Origin of the sequence: Bradymonas sediminis (assembly GCF_003258315.1) — a bacterium.
In the GTDB taxonomy this organism is placed as follows: domain Bacteria; phylum Myxococcota_A; class Bradymonadia; order Bradymonadales; family Bradymonadaceae; genus Bradymonas; species Bradymonas sediminis.
On sequence record NZ_CP030032.1, the window covers coordinates 2,352,739 to 2,372,089 of the forward strand.

15 protein-coding genes are annotated in these 19,351 nt (G+C 60.4%); 9 read left to right on the forward strand and 6 right to left on the reverse strand.

Translation table 11 applies throughout. From position 1 onward, the window contains the following. Nucleotides 1-97 precede the first annotated feature (97 nt). The 6 genes from DN745_RS08960 to DN745_RS08985 all read left to right on the forward strand — a co-directional run bounded on the left by DN745_RS08960 (nucleotide 98) and on the right by DN745_RS08985 (nucleotide 5,855). Nucleotides 98-778: a MotA/TolQ/ExbB proton channel family protein gene (locus tag DN745_RS08960; protein ID WP_133621827.1), complete on the forward strand. Its 681-nt coding sequence runs from the start codon at nucleotides 98-100 to the stop codon at nucleotides 776-778. Nucleotides 779-870: 92 nt separating this feature from the next. Then, a complete protein-coding gene (locus tag DN745_RS08965; RefSeq protein WP_111334104.1) occupies nucleotides 871-1,455 on the forward strand; it encodes an ExbD/TolR family protein in 585 nt (194 codons plus the stop codon). Further along, nucleotides 1,452-1,931, forward strand: a complete 480-nt coding sequence (locus DN745_RS08970; RefSeq protein ID WP_111334112.1) for an ExbD/TolR family protein — start codon at nucleotides 1,452-1,454, stop codon at nucleotides 1,929-1,931. The genes DN745_RS08965 and DN745_RS08970 overlap by 4 nt, the downstream gene beginning before the upstream one ends. Nucleotides 1,932-1,936: 5 nt before the next feature. Beyond that, nucleotides 1,937-2,350: a hypothetical protein gene (locus tag DN745_RS08975; protein ID WP_133621826.1), complete on the forward strand. Its 414-nt coding sequence runs from the start codon at nucleotides 1,937-1,939 to the stop codon at nucleotides 2,348-2,350. Nucleotides 2,351-2,358: 8 nt separating this feature from the next. Beyond that, on the forward strand, nucleotides 2,359-5,241 hold the full coding sequence (locus tag DN745_RS08980) for an AgmX/PglI C-terminal domain-containing protein (RefSeq protein ID WP_111334116.1): 2,883 nt from the start codon (nucleotides 2,359-2,361) through the stop codon (nucleotides 5,239-5,241). Between the two features lie 65 nt (nucleotides 5,242-5,306). Next, nucleotides 5,307-5,855, forward strand: a complete 549-nt coding sequence (locus tag DN745_RS08985) for a hypothetical protein (RefSeq protein WP_133621825.1) — start codon at nucleotides 5,307-5,309, stop codon at nucleotides 5,853-5,855. 95 nt (nucleotides 5,856-5,950) lie between these two features. On the opposite strand, the gene DN745_RS08990 is transcribed toward DN745_RS08985, so the two are convergent. Both DN745_RS08990 and DN745_RS08995 read right to left on the reverse strand, forming a co-directional pair. Further along, the gene (locus DN745_RS08990) at nucleotides 5,951-7,819 is read right to left on the reverse strand and encodes a HEAT repeat domain-containing protein (protein ID WP_111334120.1); all 1,869 of its coding nucleotides are present in this window, start codon (nucleotides 7,817-7,819) and stop codon (nucleotides 5,951-5,953) included. 81 nt (nucleotides 7,820-7,900) lie between these two features. Beyond that, nucleotides 7,901-8,188 carry a polyhydroxyalkanoic acid system family protein gene (locus tag DN745_RS08995; protein ID WP_111334122.1) on the reverse strand — a complete coding sequence of 96 codons (288 nt, stop codon included), beginning with the start codon at nucleotides 8,186-8,188 and terminating at the stop codon, nucleotides 7,901-7,903. Between the two features lie 320 nt (nucleotides 8,189-8,508). Here DN745_RS08995 and DN745_RS09000 point away from each other — a divergent pair, with 320 nt between their 5' ends. After that, entirely contained in the window at nucleotides 8,509-9,498 is a 990-nt protein-coding gene (locus DN745_RS09000; protein WP_133621824.1) for a hypothetical protein, read from the forward strand. A gap of 10 nt (nucleotides 9,499-9,508) precedes the next feature. Here DN745_RS09000 and DN745_RS09005 read toward each other — a convergent pair whose 3' ends face one another. Next, nucleotides 9,509-11,107, reverse strand: coding sequence for a CTP synthase (locus DN745_RS09005; protein ID WP_111334127.1), 1,599 nt, complete (start codon nucleotides 11,105-11,107; stop codon nucleotides 9,509-9,511). Between the two features lie 351 nt (nucleotides 11,108-11,458). After that, on the reverse strand, nucleotides 11,459-14,071 hold the full coding sequence (gene clpB, locus DN745_RS09010; protein ID WP_111334129.1) for an ATP-dependent chaperone ClpB: 2,613 nt from the start codon (nucleotides 14,069-14,071) through the stop codon (nucleotides 11,459-11,461). Nucleotides 14,072-14,524: 453 nt separating this feature from the next. Here clpB and DN745_RS09015 point away from each other — a divergent pair, with 453 nt between their 5' ends. Beyond that, nucleotides 14,525-15,091 carry an NADPH-dependent FMN reductase gene (locus tag DN745_RS09015; protein ID WP_111334131.1) on the forward strand — a complete coding sequence of 189 codons (567 nt, stop codon included), beginning with the start codon at nucleotides 14,525-14,527 and terminating at the stop codon, nucleotides 15,089-15,091. Nucleotides 15,092-15,243: 152 nt separating this feature from the next. On the opposite strand, the gene DN745_RS09020 is transcribed toward DN745_RS09015, so the two are convergent. Beyond that, entirely contained in the window at nucleotides 15,244-15,783 is a 540-nt protein-coding gene (locus tag DN745_RS09020; protein ID WP_111334133.1) for a hypothetical protein, read from the reverse strand. Between the two features lie 729 nt (nucleotides 15,784-16,512). Further along, nucleotides 16,513-18,159 carry a GMC family oxidoreductase gene (locus DN745_RS09030; protein WP_204355126.1) on the reverse strand — a complete coding sequence of 549 codons (1,647 nt, stop codon included), beginning with the start codon at nucleotides 18,157-18,159 and terminating at the stop codon, nucleotides 16,513-16,515. 289 nt (nucleotides 18,160-18,448) lie between these two features. Here DN745_RS09030 and lexA point away from each other — a divergent pair, with 289 nt between their 5' ends. Next, a complete protein-coding gene (gene lexA, locus DN745_RS09035; RefSeq protein ID WP_111334139.1) occupies nucleotides 18,449-19,147 on the forward strand; it encodes a transcriptional repressor LexA in 699 nt (232 codons plus the stop codon). The last annotated feature ends 204 nt before the right edge of the window (nucleotides 19,148-19,351 follow it).

Sequence of the window (19,351 nt, forward strand, 5' to 3'; positions counted from 1 at the left end):
CCCCCAACTTTTTTTGTCATGCTTGTTCGGGCGACTGCAATCTTGGTAGCATCGCCTTAGGATTTCAACTCTTTAACTCCGCACCCAAGGTGTCTCTGTGGAAGTGATTACGACATATTTGGAAGATGGCGGCCGGGTCATGTATGTGATTCTGTCCGTCTCAATACTCGGCGTATTGATCTTCGTAGAGCGCCTCTTCGCCCTCTACATTCAAAACCGGCTCAACGCGCGCTCGTTTATTCGCCAGGTTGTCACGCACGTGGAGAACCGCCGGTTCCGCGAGGCCCTGGATATGTGTGAAATCTCGTCGCATCACCCGCTCGGCCGGGTCATGAAGGCCGGGATTCTGCGGGCCAATCGTCGCGACACCGAGATTGAGCGCGCGATGGAAAGCGAGATGCTCGCCTCCCTATTGACGCTGCGAAAACGCATCTCGCTGATGGCTCTTCTGGCCAATAGCTCGACGCTCCTGGGACTTCTGGGGACGATTTTCGGCCTGATCTCGGCCTTCGCCAGTATCAGTATGGCCTCGGCGGCTGCCCGCCAGGACGCGCTGGCGGCCGGTATTTCGACCGCGATGTATACCACCGCGTTCGGCATTAGCGTGGCCGTGCCGCTGCTGGTCTTCCATCACATCCTGTCGAACCGCTCCGAGAAGATTCTGATTGAAACCGAAGGCGGCGCCACCACCCTGCTGGTCGCGCTGACCGGCGTGGTCCGCGAGATTCGCGCGCCCAATAGCGCCAAGACCGACGGCTCAACCGAGATCGCGAGCTAAGCGCGCCTTTTATTTGAGCGCGCCCTTATCAGGTGAAAACCAACGAGCGCGGACCCCCGACTCCAACCTCTGCGGCCCCCGAAGGACTCGAAGTGTTTGACGAATTACGCCGCGCAAAAGAAGAGGCCGAAGAACTCGACCTCACCCCGGTCATGAACCTCTTTATGGTTCTGATTCCGTTTTTGTTGATGGGAGCTGCCTTCTTTACGGTCGGCGTGATCCCGACCTCGACCCCGAACCACACGCCGGGCGGCTCGAACGCGCCGCCCAACCCGGCCTCGGTCTCGGCCTCCCTGGTGATTGAGCCCGACGAGCTGCGCCTGACCTTCTCCAGCGCGGATGTTGATCCGGCGCAGCTGGACCAATTGTCCACGCAATGGAGCGTCGAAAATGGCGAGATGCCGGCGCAGAAGCTTCAGGATCACCTGCGCAGCGTGAAGCAGAAATACCCCAAAAGCACGACCCTGATCGTGCTGCCTTCCGGCGACCTGCCCTACCAAAAATTGGTGAGCGTGCTCGACAAAACGCGCGAGTTTAAATCCGGCGCGACCCCAGAAGGCGACCCGATCTACACCGAATTATTCCCGGTCACCGTCTTCTCAAAACTCATCAAGGAAGACCCGGCCGAGGCCGCCGGTGACGACGCACCCGGCGCCCCAGCAGGGGAGGCACCATGAAGAGTAAATTCGTAAAATCAAAGTCCCCGCCCGGGCTGATGCTGACCTCATTGCTCGATATGTTCACGATTATCTTGATCTTTTTGATCGTGAACTTTCAGGCCGAGGACCACAACTTCGAGCTCAACGACCAGATTGAACTGCCGACCTCGACCTCGCGCTCGCCGTTTAAGCCATCCACCGGGGTCACGGTCACGGGCGATAAGATCCTGGTCGGCAAAGATATCATCCTGAATATCGCCCCAGAGGGGCTGCCGCGCGCGTATTTCGACGACGGTAAAATTCCTGAGCTCGTCGCGCGCCTGGAGACCGACTTCGCCGACGTCACCAAGGCCCAGGCGCGCGACCCCGAGATTGAGGCCATTGTGCTGGTGCAAGCCGACAAGGACCTCGACTACGACACCCTCTATTTGGTGCTCCGCTCCGCATCGATCGCGGGATTCTCTAAATATCGCATGGCGACCATGAAACAATGAAAATCATGACACCAAAAAACCGAATCCTCGCCCTTCTCCCGGCCGCTCTCGGCCTGACCCTGGCGCTGACGTTTGCGACACCAGCCGCGGCCCAAGATAAGTCCGCCGACTCCACGCAAGACGCCGGCGAAGACGGCGCGGCGGCCGACGGCGACGGCGAAGTTGCTGAAGGCGAGGCGGACACCTCCGCGACCCCGTCGCTGCGCCGCGGCAACCGCATGGAGTTCGACGCGCGCCTGATCCGCGGTGAGTCCGCAGGCTCCGGCGCGGTCTTCCTATTCCAGCGCGCGCAGCGGCCGCTGCCATCGATGATCAACAAACGAAATAGCTTTTTGCGCGACACCGTGGATACCTTGCTTGGCGCACAATGGGCCGAGAAGTTCGACGAAGCTCAGACTAAAAACGCCCAAACGGATTGACCCCAACGATGAGCCAATCCAGTAAAATCCGATACGTCCCGCTCTCCTCGCTCACCACCCACAATGAGCTGGAGTCGTGGCTTGCCTGCGCGATTCACGCCGACGGCGCGCGCAACCTGGTCGTCATCGAGCGCATCCCGCGCGTGGTGAGCCAGCAGCAGGAATTGCTGCGCGCGGGCTACCGCGAGATCAAGCGCGCCGCGGCCCTGGACCACCGCGGCCTGCTGAGCGCGCGCGACCTTTTTCGCCGCGATGACGGCTATTATATCGTCCGAAATTTCGCCCCGGCGGAGTCTCTCGACTATATTTGGCGCTCCTATGCCGCCGAGGGACGCCCCGCGCCCCTGGCCCTGACGGCGCGGGTCATCGCGGAGGCCGCGGCCGCCCTGGACTTCGTGCGCCGCCAGGACGCCGAAGCGCAATCGCCGCTGGTCCACGCACACCTGAGCCCGCATAGCCTCTTGTTGGGCTACGACGGGAAGACCCGCATCGTCGGCCACGGCACCTCAACGATCCACAAGGCCCTGGGCCAGGCCCGAGGCGGCCTGCCGACGAGTAACCTCGAATATTGCGCCCCGGAGTTGTTCAACGGCGCCCCGGCGGACGCGCGCAGCGACATCTTCGCCCTCGGCGTCATCCTCTGGGAATTACTCACCGGCAAGCGACTCTTCGCCCGCTCGGGCCCCTTCGAAGTGATGCGCGCCATCTGCGACGAGCCGGTCACCAAGCCATCGGCCATCGCCTCAAGCGTGCCCTCGCGCCTGGACGCCATCGTCGGGCGCGTCCTGGCCAAGGAGCCGAGCCGACGCTTCGCGGACTATACCCAATTTCTGGGCGCGCTGGAGTCGATCCTCCAGTTACCGGGCGTGTCGGACCAGTCCATGCGCCTCGTGTCGCTGCTTGAGGAGCGCTTTCCGATGCGCGCCTCGACCTGGGGCGAGGTGTCGCGCGCCGAGAACGCCGGTGATTTCAAACGCGCGTCTACGCTGGTCACCGCCCTGGAACAGGCACCTGCGCCAACTCCCGCCGCCCCGCCAGCCCACCTTGATGAGCCGTTTTTGCGCGATGATCTTGGCGCAGACCTCGAGGCGGACCTGCTGGGAGAGCGCGCTGCTCCGACGGCGCCGGCGCAAGAAGAAACGGTGGAGCGGGCCGTTCCGCAGGCCTTGCTGAGTCTCCAATCCGAGCATTCGCACGCCTTTGAGGAGCCCACGCAAATAACGGGCCCGTCGCCGTCCCAATCGCAGCCTGCGCCGTCCATTCCCGACGCAGCGCTTGATTTGCCCAGCCCGCCGCCGGCCGACAAGCCGCAGCCGGCAAATTTCGATCTCGACGCGAGCGCCGCGTTCTCGGCGCCCGAACCTCCGGTCGTTGAGCCCGCGCTCCCCCAGCAATTTCAAACGCCAGCGCCCGCTCCATCTCTGCCCGAGGCGCCGTCGACGCCGCCCCAGCCCGACGCCTATTTTGACGCGCTCGATTGGGAGTTCGTCGGCGACGACGATGACGAAGATGAGGCGTTCGAGGCCCCCTTCGCCCTCGAAGAGATCCTGAAGCCCGCCTCACAGGTGGGCGCGGCGCGCGAGGAGCGCGCCGGCTCCAACGTCATGGAGCTCGTGCGCCACGCCAACGACCGCGCCTTCGCGATCTACACGTTGCGCGGGTTGAAGCGGCGCTATCGCGACCGCGAAGCGCCTTTTAGCGCCACGCTGGGGACGAAAGCCGGCACGATTAAGATTCGCAAGAAGCTCGCACAATCACAGGAGCTGCGGGGCTGGATTGAACGGCGTAACGACGGCAATCGCCGGCGCCCCATCGACGATCTTAGCCAAAAAATCGAGCTGAAACCCGGCGACCAATGCGAACTTCAGCTCGGCGAGGTCGCCTGGCGCATCCGCCTATTTCGCCCGCCCTTGGCCCCGCCGAGCTCGCAGCCAACCCTCACGCGCCAGAATATCACGCTCTACGCCGTATCCCTGGGCCTCGCGATTCTCTTCCACCTGGGCGCGATGCTCGGCGTGGTCGGCATCCAGGCGGCCGGTGTGCAGATGACCGTCAAGCCCGACCCGGAGCAGATCGAGGCGTTCGCTGAGGGCAAACTCGCCGACCTCAAAAAACCCACGCCGCCCGAGGAGCCCAAGCCGCTGCCAAAGAAGTTAGAGCCGACCAAGCCGACCCCCGCCCCGGTGCCCGACGACCCCGCGGAGCAAGAGGTCCAGATCCCGGAGACCATTAAAAAGGCGCTGGCGAAACGAACATCGACGCGCACCAACGCCAACGCCAGCGACAGCGAGAAGGCCGAGGACGTGCTCAATATGCTCAAATCGCCCAACCCCGGCAGCGGCTCGAGCATCAAGGATGTGGTGAGCAATATCGACGCGGTGCAAAAGCCCGGCGGCGGCGACGGCTCGTTTAATGTCAGCGGCGCCCTCGACGCGCTCAAGGGGAATGAGGTCAATATGGCCGTGGGCGGCGGCGGAAAACGCGGCAAAACCAGCGGCTCCAGCGCCCTGAGCAAAAATGTCGGCAAGGTCGAGAAACGCAAGTCCTCGGGCAAGGTCCGCGGCAAGGTGTCGAGCATCAAGGCCCTGGGTAAAGTCTCCGGCTCGCTGACGCGCGCCGACGTGGCGAAGACCCTGGACCGGTATATCGGCAAAATGCAGGCATGTTATGAGAGCCGGCTCACCGACAACCCCTCGCTCTCGGGCAAAGTTGTCTTCTCATGGACCGTCAAGACCGATGGCCGCGTCAAAGACGTGCGCCAACGCTCCAGCACGCTGGCCGACGCCAAGACAACGCGCTGCCTGAGCGGGGTCGTCAAGAGCATGAAATTCCCGCGCCCCAAAGGCGGAGAGGTCGAGATCTCGTATCCCTTTATGTTCCAGCAGCGCTAATATTGCTCCCAATAAATAGGTTTAGAATGACAACATCGCGTTTTGGATGCCCTGGAAGAAGGCTCTTGCTGAAGGCATCGGCGGCAGCTCTATTGGCAGGATTGCTGGTCGCCGGTTGCGGTGACGCCGCCGACTCAAGCGGCGGCCCCGCGATTCTTCCCCACCAGTCGCCGGTCTCGTTTGGCGAGCTCTATCCGCAGGGAAATAGGGACCCGGAGCCGGGGAGTTCGCTTCGAACCCCCTACGAATGGGTGCTGTTGCTGCAATCAAGCGGCGAGGCGGCGCTCAAGATCGACAAGGTCTGCCTGGTCGGCACCCGTGAAGATGGCGCCGACGTCAGCGCGTTTAGCGTCGAGGTCGAGAACCAGGACCTGCCGGCGACCGTGGAGTCGCGGCGCGACTTCGGCGTGCGCCTGACCTATGACCGCCAGAGCCCGAGCGCCGACGCCGACCAGATCGCGCTGGTCGTCCAGTCGAACGCCACAAACTTCCCGACCCTCATCGTGCCGGTTTGCGCCCGGGTCATCGGCGAGGGAGAAGAGCGCGGGAGCGTGGCCTGCGAGGCGCCCGTGAGCGTGCCCGCCGGCGAGAGCGACCCGACGCTGTGCGACTAAGCGCGCAACTTTAAGCCGATGAAAAAACCCGCGTACGCCGTTCATGGCGCACGCGGGTTCTTTCGTTTTTTGCTCAGGGCGATAGAGCCCTGGATTTAGTCAATTACAGCCAGACCGTAGGCAGCCTGGGCCCTAATCACCGGGTCTTTCGAGCCCAACAGACCGCGGTAGGTCGCGCCGAGGTCCGAGCTGGTATATTGCAGAAGCGCGGCGACCGCAGCCTGCTGGAGTGCCGGCATCCCATCGGTCCCGCGGACCAACTTCTCCAGGAGAACCTGGTCTTTTGGCGAGTTTTTGGCGGCGACCAATTTGAGCAGGGAAAGGCGCGTGGACTCCTCCACCTTGCCGTCGAGCAGCACCTTGCGCGCCAGGTCGAGGGTCTCATCCCCGAGGCGCTCCACCGCGACGAGCGTCTTCGCCCGCGCGCTATTTCCGCCGTTTCGCAGCAGGTATTCCAGCACCTGAATGCGCGTGCTGGCCTTGAGCTTGACGATATCGTCCATGAAATCCACCGGCGGATTTCGCAGCGCGCGCGGCATATCCGCCAGGCCCTGCTTGGGCGAAATCTCGAGCGTGCTCAAAAAGACCTGCCACTGAATCGCGAGGTCGCGGTCGTTCTTAAGGACCTTCATCGCGCTGAGGACGTCTTTGTCGCCGAGCTTTCGCATGCCCTGGACGACCGCCAATTTGACCTGCGGGTCCCGGTCGGTGGTCTGAAAGCGCAGAATTTGCAGCGATTTCGGATTCTTAATCGACGCGACCGCCTCGATAACCGCCAACTTCACCTCGCGGTCACGCTCGGCGCTCATCGCGCGTTGAAGCGCGTCCAGCGCGCCGGGTTTGCCGAGCTGCCCCAGGCCGCGCGCCGCGTCCAGGCGAATCGTGCGCTCGCCCTCAAAGAGCGCCCGGCTGAGCAAGCCAACCGCCGTCGTCGAACCGGTGAGCCCAAGGGATTTCACCGCGAAAATGCGCTCGTCGAAGTTCGTGCTCCCGAACATCTCGTTAATCTTAGCGAGCACTTCGGCATCCCCGGTCACCGCCGCCAATTGCCAGCCGACCGACTGCAACTCCTTATTCTCGGACTCCATCAACGGCGCCGAGATTTTCTTGTCGACCCGGGCCTGATGGGCCAGCAAAAAGGTCGCCAACCCGAGCTTCTTGGCCTCATCTTCTTCCTTCGTGAGCGCAGCCGCGAGGAAATCGACGCCCTCCCTATGCCCCTGCTCCACCAGATAGCGCGCCGACTGGTCGGCGATCGCCGCCGTCTTATTCTTAAGCGCCGACTTGAGCACCGCGACCGCCTTGGCGGAGCCGCCCGGGCTCTGCGCCAGGCCGATGGCGAGCTTCAAGCCATCCGCGCGAATCGCCTCGTCCTTGCTCTTGAGCATCTTCTCGGCGTAATCGCCGGCGTCTTCATGCGCCGTGTAGAGGGCGGCTTCGAGCGCCGGAGCGCGCAGCGCCGGGTCTTTTTGCAGCAGATACTCACCCAGAACGTCGTAGACATCCCCATATTGTCCCGCCAGATAACGGAAGATATCGCGAACCTGCTCGGGCTTTGCAGCCTTAAGCAGAGCTTTCAAAACCTGGACCTCTTCCTTCTCAGGAAGCAGGTTCGCCGAGCTCACCAACGCCTCGTAGAGCTGAGGTGATGCGGCCAACTCGGCGACGAGCGTTGCCTCCGCGTTGCGCCCGCCGGCGAGCACCAGGCCCATCCCGGCGCCCATGCGCACGGTCGCGTCGGCATCTTTTGCAAGCGCCACGAGGTCTTTCTTCGCGCTTTTTTTATCGATCACGGCCTGCGTCATCAGCGCATAAAAAGTCGCCCGAGCATTCTCATCTTCCCGAATCGAGTCGACATAACCCTGAAGTTCCGCTTTAAGCTCCTTATTCGGAGCGGCCGCGGCCGATACGGGCCAAACAAGTAAGCTAATGAATAATACGACGAGCAACTTCTTAATTGACATGACGCTGGTGGTCCTAAAACAAGGAAAGGATGCCGTGAGGCGAGCGCGCGGCGTGCGCGCTCGCGCCAATCTATCCGTGATTCAACCGAAGTGACGGTCAAGGTGGCGCTGAATCTTGTCGGCGATCTTACCCTTCATCGGCTTTACAAAGAATTTAAGGTCGATATCGACCGAGACGGCGGTCGCGTCGACCGCGAATTGCCCCTTAAACCCCGTCCCCTTTACCGTGGCGGAGGTCTGGTCGGAATTCCAATCCACCGACTCGATAACATCCATCTTTTCTTCGAGACCCGAGACAACCTCATGGACCTTGGTCTTGGCTGAATCGAAGTCCATGCCATGCTCTTTTCGAAGGCTAATATCTGCCATTATCTATCTCCATTGGGTAGAAAACCGACTCGGGCCGCCGCCTGGGCGGACCGATAGAATATCTGAACTAAACACCGAAACTCGGCCGCCTCGACGCTACCAGCCTGCCGAAAGATCTGTCAAATCTGCTCCCTTTTTTGCCCCTTCCCGCCCCCCGCTCGCCGCCACCGATAATGCTCACGGCGCATCGCGACGCGCCGAAGCGATTCGACACCACGTGGCCCGAAGACTCGTCGGCCCCGGCGCTGCGATTGTTTTCTTGATCACACTAGACTAGTATTATTTACATATCGCTATTCCAATTTTATCGTAGACTTCTAATGTCTAAAGATACGCAAAATTTTCAGCGATCTGCTGCCGCAGATATGATCGCGAGCACGGCGAACGCCGATCAGACCGTGGAGATTCCGCGGGCGGAGTTGGCCGCGATCCGACAATCCGCGTCGCTGCCCGAGATTACCGCGGCCTCACGCCCGCGCCTGGCGCCGCGGCGTGTCGCCGAGAAACCCCGAGATCGAGAGTCCACCCCTCAATTCGTGGACATCGCCCAAACCCTGGAAGCGAGCGCGGACAACGACCCGACGCTGAGTTTTAAGCGCAAGAGCATCGAGCATATGCTCAAGCAGGACCAGCCCGCGATGAAGATCAAGAAGATGGCGGCCAAGCTGCGCAGCGCAGCGCAAGCCAAGTCAGCCCACGCCCTATCCACGCGACCGATGCCCCCGGTCAGCGCGCCCAGCGACCAGACCGAAACGCTCGAGCAAGCACCGCCCCTAGACTTTAATGACGAAAGCCTGGCGTTCTTAGACGACGGGATGCTTCACAACATCGTGTTCAGCGGCGCCCCGCCCCATGCGTCGAATCCAGGCGGCGCGACCGCGGCGAGGCAGGTGGCGAGTCAACGCGCCCCAGAAGCGTTCAACGCGCCCGAGCCCCCAAAAACACGCATGCCTGGGCCGGCGCGCGCCAAGGCACCGCCGCCTTCGCTCCCCACATTCGAGCCAACGCCCGTGGGTAAGCCCGCAGAGATTAGCCTCGCGCCGCCCGCGCAATTCGTCCTGCAGACGAACGACGCGCTCATCGCGACGCCTCCGGAAAGCCAGACGTCGAGCGACGCCTGCTCGGCGCCCTCGAAAAATGCCCACCCTCTCGTTATTTTATGTGCCGTGCTTGGGATGCTCGGGATTGTCGGCGCCGTCGCCGGGCTTGTGTTTCCCGACGCCCGCTTCGCGCTGTCGCCAACTCGCCAGGCGCTGATCCTGGCCGCAGGAGCCTTGCTACTCTATCTTAGCGCGCTCCTGCGGCGTTGATTGGTCCGATTTACTTAATGCAGGCCGCGATATAACTCGCGAAGAGGGGGTGCGCGTGGGTCGGGTGACTCTGGAATTCCGGGTGGAATTGGCACGCGATAAACCACGGATGGTCCGGTAACTCGACCATCTCAACCAGAACCTCGTCCGGCGATGTTCCGCTGATCACGAGGCCATTGGCCTCAAGCTGCTCGCGAAACGCGTTGTTGACCTCAAAGCGATGCCGATGACGCTCGCTGATCTGAATACTATTGTAGATCTCTGCTGCGCGAGAGCCCGTCTTCAGCACGCAGGGATAGGCCCCCAGGCGCATCGTACCGCCCATATCCACGACATCCTTTTGCTCAGCCATCAGCGCGATCACCGGATGCTCGGTGTCGGGGTCAAACTCGTGGCTATCCGCGTCTTCCCAACCGCAGACATTTCGCGCGTACTCAACCACCGCCAACTGCATGCCCAGGCAGATGCCGAAGAACGGCACGTTTCGGGTGCGCGCATAGTTGATCGCCTTGACCTTGCCCTCGGTGCCCCGCTCCCCGAAGCCACCGGGAACGAGCACGCCGTCGCAGCCGTCGAGCAATGCCTCCCAATTGTCCTTCTCGAGCAACTCGGCGTCGACGAAGCGAAGGTTGACCTTGGCTTCATTCTCGATCCCGCCGTGGAACAACGCCTCGTTCAGCGATTTATACGCATCGCTGAAATCGATATATTTGCCGACGATGGCGATCTCGACGTGGTGTTTCGGGTTCTTGATCCGGTCAACGATCCGCTCCCAATCGCTGAGGTCGGTCGCGCGCGACCAGATATTAAGCGCGTCACCCAATTCATGGTCGAGGCCCTGGGCGGCCAGCAGCAGCGGCATCTCATAGATCGACTGGACGTCGCGCGCGGTGATGACGCGTTTGGGGTCGACATTGCAAAATAGCGCGATTTTGCGCTTAAGGTCTTCGCTGAGGTCGCGCTCGGAGCGACAAATCAGGAACTCGGGCTGGATGCCGATCTCACGCAATGCCTTTACCGAGTGCTGGGTTGGCTTGGTCTTCATCTCCTCGGCGGCCGCGATATAGAGCACGGGCGTGACGTGAATCGAGACCGAGTTGCGGTCACCGAGCTCAATGCGGGCCTGGCGAACCGCCTCCAAAAACGGCAGCGACTCGATATCCCCGACGGTCCCGCCGACTTCGACGATGCCGATATCGGCGCCTTCGCACGCCCGGTAAATCGACTCTTTAATCTCATCAGTGATATGGGGAATCACCTGCACGGTGCGCCCCAGGTACTCGCCGCGACGCTCGCGCGAGATAACCCGGTCGTAAATCTGACCGGTCGTGAAGTTATTCGCCTTGGTCATACGGGCGGTCGTGAAACGCTCGTAATTGCCCAAATCTAGGTCGGTCTCGGCGCCGTCATCGGTTACAAACACCTCGCCGTGTTGCAGCGGATTCATCGTCCCAGGATCGACGTTCACGTAGGGGTCGAGCTTTACAAAAGAGACCTTCAGCCCCCGGTTCTCAAGCAGCGCTCCGAGCGCCGAGGCCGATATCCCTTTGCCGAGGCTAGACATCACGCCGCCCGTCACGAAAATATATTTGGTCTGATTCCTAGACATAATAAATCACTGCTTTTTTACGGAAGATGGGTTTCGCTCCATGCGACTGCTTCATACGACGATATAAAGCCAAATACACACCATTGAATCACCCTCTGGTTGGAGGGCGCTTCGGGCGCTTCGTCAGTCGATGGAATGGGTAAGAAATGTTTTGTTGAATCCCGCAAGCGCGGGTTCGCGGCACTATAGAGAGGCAGACGAGAGTTGGCAACCGATCAAAACCGATGCTCCCGCCAAATAATGAGCGCGGCACTCCGGGGATTGCCCCCAGGAGTGCCGCGCTAAAACACGTGCTCGGTTCGCGCGAATCACCGCCGGGTGGTGTCCCAGCGGCAGTTACTCACCACAAGATTAAGCCCCTAGTTTTTCGGTCGCGCCGCTACCTTTGGCCCGAAACTCAAGAGAATCCCCATCTTCGGTCAGGTCAACATAGATGGTCTGACCCGGGACAAAGTCTCCGGCCAATAACCGCTTGGCCAGCTGATTCTGAATCTCGTTTTGCAAGACACGCTTCAGCGGGCGCGCGCCGTAGACAGGGTCAAATCCGCGGTCGCCAAGCCAATGCGTCGCAGCCTCGGAAACCTCAAGGCTGAGGTCGCGATCGCCGAGCAATTTGGCGACATAACGCAATTGGATATTGACGATATGATCCATATTCTCGCGCGTTAAGGCGTGGAAAATGATCGTGTCGTCCACTCGGTTAAGAAACTCGGGGCGGAACATCGCCTGTAATTCCTCTCGGACCAACTCTTCGGCCTTCTCGGGATCGGTCAGCGCGTGCTCCTGAATATGGTAACTGCCGACGTTCGAGGTCATGATAATGACCGTATTGCTAAAGTTGACGGTGCGCCCCTTGCCGTCGGTGAGCCGGCCGTCATCGAGGATCTGAAGCAGGATATTGAAGACATCGGGGTGCGCCTTCTCGATCTCATCAAAGAGTACGACGGTATAGGGGCGGCGGCGCACATGCTCCGTGAGATAGCCGCCCTGCTCGTAGCCGACATAGCCCGGAGGGGCGCCGATCAGGCGCGCGACCGCGTGCTTCTCCATAAACTCCGACATATCCAGACGCACCATATTCTGTTCATCGTCGAAGAGAAATTGGGCGAGCGCCTTGGCCAACTCGGTTTTACCGACGCCGGTGGGGCCGAGAAAGATGAAGCTACCGATGGGGCGCTCCGGGTCCTGTAGGCCACTTCGGGCGCGCCGCACCGCGTCAGATACGGCCTCAACCGCCGAGTCCTGCCCCACCACGCGCTCATGAAGACGCTCCTCCATGCTGAGCAATTTCTGCTGCTCGCTCTCCAACATTTTCTGTACCGGAATCCCGGTCCAGCGGCTGACGATCGAGGCAATATCCTCGTCGCTGACCTCTTCGCGCAGATAACTTCCGCCAGCCTGCAATTTCTCCAGCTCCTGCTGTTGAAGTTCGAGGGCTTTTTCGGCCTCCGGCAGACGCCCGAAGCGAATCTCGGCCGCGCGATCCAATTCGCCCTTTCGCTCGGCCTGGTCGTATTCGGTGCGCAGATCATCGATGAGTTGCTTTTTATCGCGTAAATTTTCGATGACCTCGCGCTCGCGCATCCACTGGGCTTTCATGCCGCTGGCTTCCTCGCGCAGCTCCGCGATCTCCTCGGCCAACGCCTCGCGATGCTTAATACTCGCGGCATCCGTCTCCTTGGTGAGCGAGTGCTTCTCGATGTCCAGGGACGTAATCTGGCGCTCGATACGATCGATATCGGTCGGCAAGCTCTCGAGTTCCATCTTCACGCCGGCCGCCGCCTCATCGATCAGGTCAATCGCCTTGTCCGGAAGAAAGCGGTCGGCAACATAGCGGTCACTCAACTTCGCCGCGGCGATAATCGACGCGTCCGAAATTCGGATCCCATGATGCACCTCGTAGCGCTCCTTTAGGCCGCGCAGAATCGTGATGGTGTCCTCGACCGTCGGCTCGTCGACCATCACCGGCTGGAAACGGCGCTCCAACGCCGTGTCAGCCTCAATATACTTCCGATACTCATTGGTCGTGGTGGCGCCGATAGCGTGCAACTCGCCGCGAGCGAGCGCCGGCTTGAGCATATTAGACGCGTCCATCGAGCCCTCCGCCGCGCCCGCACCAACAAGGGTGTGAAGCTCGTCGATAAAGACGATAATCTGCCCCTGCGCAGCGTCAATCTCGCGCAGCACCGCTTTGAGACGGTCCTCAAACTCACCGCGAAACTTCGCTCCCGCGACCAATGCGCCCAGGTCGAGGGCATGCACACGCTTATTCTTGATGCTCTCGGGCACATCTCCGGCCGCGATACGCAACGCAATTCCCTCGACGATGGCAGTCTTGCCAACACCGGGCTCGCCGATCAGCACCGGGTTATTCTTCGTGCGCCGGCTTAAGACCTGCAGCGAGCGCCGAATCTCGGCGTCTCGACCGATGACCGGGTCGAGCTTGCCCAGCCGCGCAAGCTCGGTGAGATCACGCGTGTACTTCTCGAGGGTTTGATATTTACCCTCCGGGTCGACATCGGTCACCCGCTGAGAGCCACGCACCTCCTTCATGGCGTGGAGCGTGTTGTCACGCGTGACTCCCTGCTCGCGCAGCATCGCGCCGGTCGTTTCCTTGGCGTCGGTCAACGCCAACAGAAGATGTTCGGTGGAGACATACTCATCACCCAGTTTATCCGCTTCTTTCTGGGCGCTGCTCATCACCTCGGCGAGGGCGGAGGAAATCCCAAGACGGCCACCTTCGACACGCCCCAGACGGTCCAACTCACGCGCTACCGCCGACTCAAGCCGTTCAGTAGGCACCCCAATCTTCTCGATGATCGGCACGACGATGCCATCGCGCTGCGCGAGCAGTGCGCTCAGCAAATGCACCGGGCGAACCTCGGCATGCTTGCGCGCATCCGCCAAATCCTGAGCTTCAACAACGGCTTCACGCGACTTAATCGTAAATTTTTCAGTTCTCATTGAACCCTCCTAAATAACTCTATACCCGCTCAATCCATCAGTGTTCTTCAATTTGTGCCCGCCGCCGAGTCCAAAGACGCGACCAAAGTGGGCGCAGCGTTACCCGGACAGGCCATCTTCAGGGAGCATGTCACCAGGTTTATTGCGTTCAACGATGAATGATGGGTTTGGAAAATTGACCACGGATTCCGGGGAAACCCCGGCCGCAACGGCGTTTATTCGGGTCAACAATAGACACGACCCGCAGCGAGTCAAACCACTGAATATCTTTTCATTCAAACCACCAATCCAACGCGATATCCGGCGCGCAAAAGCGGTCGGGTTATTGCGTGTAAGATAACATCAATCATGCTAAAAACCGTGCAGCTCCCGTGAAGTGGCCCGCAACCCGTTGTATCGATAGATTGCAGGGCCCTGTCGCGGACTCAACTATCACCTAATTAGGAGGTCACTATGTTAAACCTACAAGTCATCGTCGTCAGCACCCGCCCGGGTCGCAAAGGACCGTTGGTCGCCGACTGGTTCCTGGAGATCGCCAAGAAAAGCCCGCATTTCGAGGTCGAGTTGGTCGACCTCGCCGAGGTCAACCTGCCTCTTTTTGACGAAGCAAATCATCCCCGCCAGCAAAAATACGAGCACGAACATACGAAGCGCTGGAGCGAAATCGTCGACCGCGGCGATGCGTACGTCTTCGTGACCCCCGAATATAACTATGGCACCCCACCGTCATTGACGAACGCCCTGACCTACCTGGGTTATGAGTGGAGTTATAAGCCCGCCGCCTTCGTTAGCTATGGCGGTGTGTCCGGCGGAACCCGCTCCGTGGAGTCCACCAAGAGCATCCTCACGACGCTCGGCGTGATGCCCCTGCCGCAGGCGGTAGCGCTGCCCTTCTTCGGCAAATCGATCGACGCGGAAACAAACGAATTCGCCCCCGCGGAAAGACAGTCGGAAGCCGCCACAAAGGTGCTCGACGAACTTGCACGCTGGGCGAAGGCGCTTAAGCCCATGCGCGCCTAAGGCAGAACATTAAAAGCATCGCTTGAAAGAGCAAAGGCCGCCCCGGCTATCCGGGGCGGCCTTTGCTCTTTCGGACCTCGATAATTAGGCACCGAGCAAATCAGCGCGTTTTGTTTCGAGCGGGCGCGCAAATCGCGCCAACGCATCTTCGGTTAAAACGCCATCGCAGCGCGCACCCGCCCCAGACCAAGTTGACTGGCGACGTCATCCGGACGCCCGTTTGCGCGCGTCTCCTCGAATTTCCGAAAGAGCAACTCCGTGAATTGCTCCATCGATTGGTCGTCGAACTCAAGCTCTTCCAAACACACCGAGTGCAGCTTCAGGGCGAGTTGGCGCAGCGGCTCAAACCCCGCCTCGACCTGCCCCACCAACACACTCTCGAAGGCCGTGAGGGCAGCGCGAAACTCCTGCCGAGACATCAACTGTAGCGCGCGGCAATAATGAGCAAAGCGCTGCGACTCCCCGCCGGTATATTTGCCGCTTACGTACACGAGCGCCTGGCGCAACGAGCGCTCCGACAGGGGCGCGGTATCATGGCCAAGCGCCGCCAAGGTTTGCCGCGCAACCTCGCTCAAACGCGCGTCGATATATTGCTGGGTCTTAAGCGCGGCGCGCCTCTCGGCCGCCGTCACGCTGAGAGACTCGAGATTTTGCGAATAATCCTGACCACAGTCGACCTGGTGGTTCAACATAAACTGCTCCTTTACCTACAAATTTCAACCTGGGCATCCGGGCGCAAAGGTGCACATCCACACGTCAAACGCGCAACGGGATACCGGGATACCGCCCACGCGCGCATTGTGGCACGCACCGGCCAGCATCATAACAATCTCAACGGAGCGGAGAGGCGCAGCCGAGGTTCACGAAACAAAGGCCGTAAACCTGCGATCACGAGCGCTCTCGCTCAGGCGAAAATTGCGATTTGTGGGTCTGAATTTTTAGGAGCAATTCGATAGATTGGAATATCCGCGAATTCCGAGCGAAGGTCCGGCTGGAGCGGCGCTTCGAGTCGGCTCGGCGCGGAGATATGCGTCGATGAAAACGCGCGCGCGCCTGGGAGAATAAACGCCCAGGCGCCCCCAAAGTTCGACCTTACGCTCGGCGCAAGGTAGGCCTGCAACGTGGAATGGTCGGCTTGAGGGGTCTGATGGCAATTCGAGGGCTGGGCGCCATAGGATTTCGGCGCGCACGACGAGGCCCTTGAGTCAGCGAGGGCGCTGGCCATTAAGCAAAGCACGCCCGCAGCGATAACAATCGCCAGGTTTAGCCCTTTCCAGGCCGCGGGTTTTTGCTTAAATGGCTCCATCTCACTCACTCGTGGACTATCAAATCACCTTCGAAATCACGCGTCTACAAAATCGTCACGTCATCAAAACGGCCGTCCCGGGATTTTCATTCCCCAGGAACCAAAATAAATACGACTACGCGCTTTTCTTTTCAATCTTCGCCATTGCCCGCTCCGCAAGCGCTGTAATCGTCAGCGATGGATTCACCCCTGGATTCGCCGAAACCGCAGATCCGTCAACGACATACAGCCCCTCATAGCCATGCACGCGATGCTCCGCGTCGATCACACCGGACTGCGCGTCTTCGCCCATGCAACACCCGCCAAGAATATGCGCCGTGGTCGGAGTGCCCATCAAAGTCTCCGTAAGCAGCCCCATCGTCACGCCGCCGACCTTCTTGGCCCAGCGCCGCGCCAAGTCGGTCGCTTCGGGCATAAACGCAGATGGAGCGCGCGCAGGGTCATCGAGCTTCGACACCAAACCGCGCGCAAACCCCGTGTAAACGCTGCGGCCGAGACGAAACGACAACGTACTCTCAAGCGTGCGCATATATAAGAGGATTTGGGTGCGCTTCGACCAATCCGTGGTCAGCATCGCCCTGGCCCACAAGCGCGGCTGGCGCGCAAAACCGCCAGCGACCTGGGCGAACCGCCCGAAGATATTCTCTGAGGGCGCGTGCGGAAGCGCCAGCAGGCGGAAGAAGTCCGACCCCGCCCCGTAGCGCACCGGCTCGATGTGGCTGTGCTCGTCGGTATGCAGAATCGATGTGATCGCGACCCCGCGCGACATATCATCCCCATTATCGGGATGAATGACGCCTAAAAGCGCCTCGTTATTGGTGCGCACCGCGTCACCCACCCGCGGGGACAACCCCGGCAATCCGTCCGGGTCCTCCCGCAACTTCAGCAGCAGCGGCACGGTCCCCATCACACCACCGGCGAAGATCACCCGCCTGGCCCGGTAGGTAATCGCGGGCTCGGATTTATCGAGCGACGGCTCGGTCTCCACGCGATACCCGCCATTTTTGCGCGGGCGCACTGCGGTCACCTCGCGCTCGGCCTCAATCCTGAGCCCCTGACGCTCGGCCAGCCATAGATAATTATAGTCCAGCGTATTCTTGGCATTATACGGGCACCCGGTCATGCACTGGCCGCATTCAATACAACCGGTACGCGTGGGGCCCTCGCCGTCGAAATAAGGGTCCTCCACCTCGACCCCGGGCTCCCCAAAATACACCGCCACGTCGGTCTTCTCGAACCGGTCCCCTCGCCCGATATCCTCGGCGATCTCCGCCAGTATATCCTCCGCGTGGCTATGCCCGGGGTAGCGAGTCGCGCCGAGCATGCGCCGAGCTGTGCCATAGTGCTCCTGGAGCTCGGATTGCCAGCCATCCTCGCTCAAATGCGCCCAGGATTCGGCGTTAAAAAAGCCCTCCGTCGGCGTGGGCAAGGTATTCGCGTACACCAGGGAGCCGCCGCCAACCCCCACACCATGCATGATCGTGATATGCTTCAGGAAGCTCATCTGAAACAGCCCTTTCATGCCCACCTGCGGCTTCCAAAGCCAGCGCCGCACATCCCAGTTGGTCTCCGGGAAATCCTCGGGCGCGAATCTGCGCCCCTTCTCGATGCACAGCACCTTATAGCCCTTCTCGACAAGTCGCAGCGCGGACACACTCCCGCCAAACCCCGAACCTATAATGATCCAATCCCACTCGACTTCCGCGGGGTTTGAGCCGCCCTTACCCACACCTTTACCGCTCCCTGCGCTAAAACCTTTCACAAACACCACTCCTTCAAGACTGAAAACTAAGGACAAACGACCCGCGAAAACGCTAGCAGAACGCCCCGCCGATGCAACCGCCGGCAATGCTAAACACCCCCAGGTGTGCGGCCAGGCCATTCGACCATTAACTTAAATCTGAAAAATATCTTGACTCAAGCGCGGACGTTGACACCTTTACACTCGTTCAGTAGATTCACGCATGTTCAGGCGCTTCTCCCAACCCCGGGCTAAGCACGCACTAAACTCCGACCGAAACTCGGTTTAAGATAAGATAGGGTATGATAAAATGACTAGCGCATCCAAAAATGAATCGCTCACAAAGCTGACGAAGCGCCAGATGACGGTGTTGGCCTATATTATCGAGTGCATCGACACCGAAGGGTATCCACCGACGATCCGAGAAATCGGAAACCATATGAGCATCAAATCGACCAACGGGGTCAACGACCACCTTAAGGCGATTGAGCGCAAGGGTTATCTGGAGCGCGAAGACGGCAAATCCCGCGCGCTCAAACCCCTCTTCAATCCGGACGGCTCAAGCTACCAGCGCGGCGACATCGCGAGCGACGACACGACGACCGTCTACGATGAGGGCATCCGTCGCATTCCGGTCGTTGGGCGAATCGCCGCCGGACTCCCGATGCAGGCCATCGAGAATACCGAAGAATTTCTGGCCCTGGGCGAAGGACTCTTAGGGAGAACGGGCGACATTTTCGGGCTCCGAGTCACCGGGGAGTCGATGATCGACGACGGCATCCACGACGGCGACTATATATTTGTCGCCAAGCAAAAGACCGCGCGAAACGGCGAAATCGTCGCCGCCATGGTCGAAGGCGAGGCGACGGTGAAGCGATTCTACCGCGAAGGCTCCAGAATTCGACTTCAACCCGCTAACGCCACAATGGACCCGATCTACGTCAACGCCTCCGACGGACGAGATGCTGACATCCTGGGCCGAGTCATCGGCGTGTATCGCAAATTATAATCGACGCTCGCCTATTCGGGGGAGTCGGCCACGGCATTGGCTGCGCGCGGGTTGCGCCAAAGTTTGCGCATTATCGGGCCGGAATGACGCGCCGAGTTTGACACTTCTCGAAAGTGCGTGATAGGGGAGGTCGCGCCTCCGTTTGGAGGTTCTTCGCACCCTATGAAGGCCGGGCAACACACGGTCACACGATGCTAAGGATCA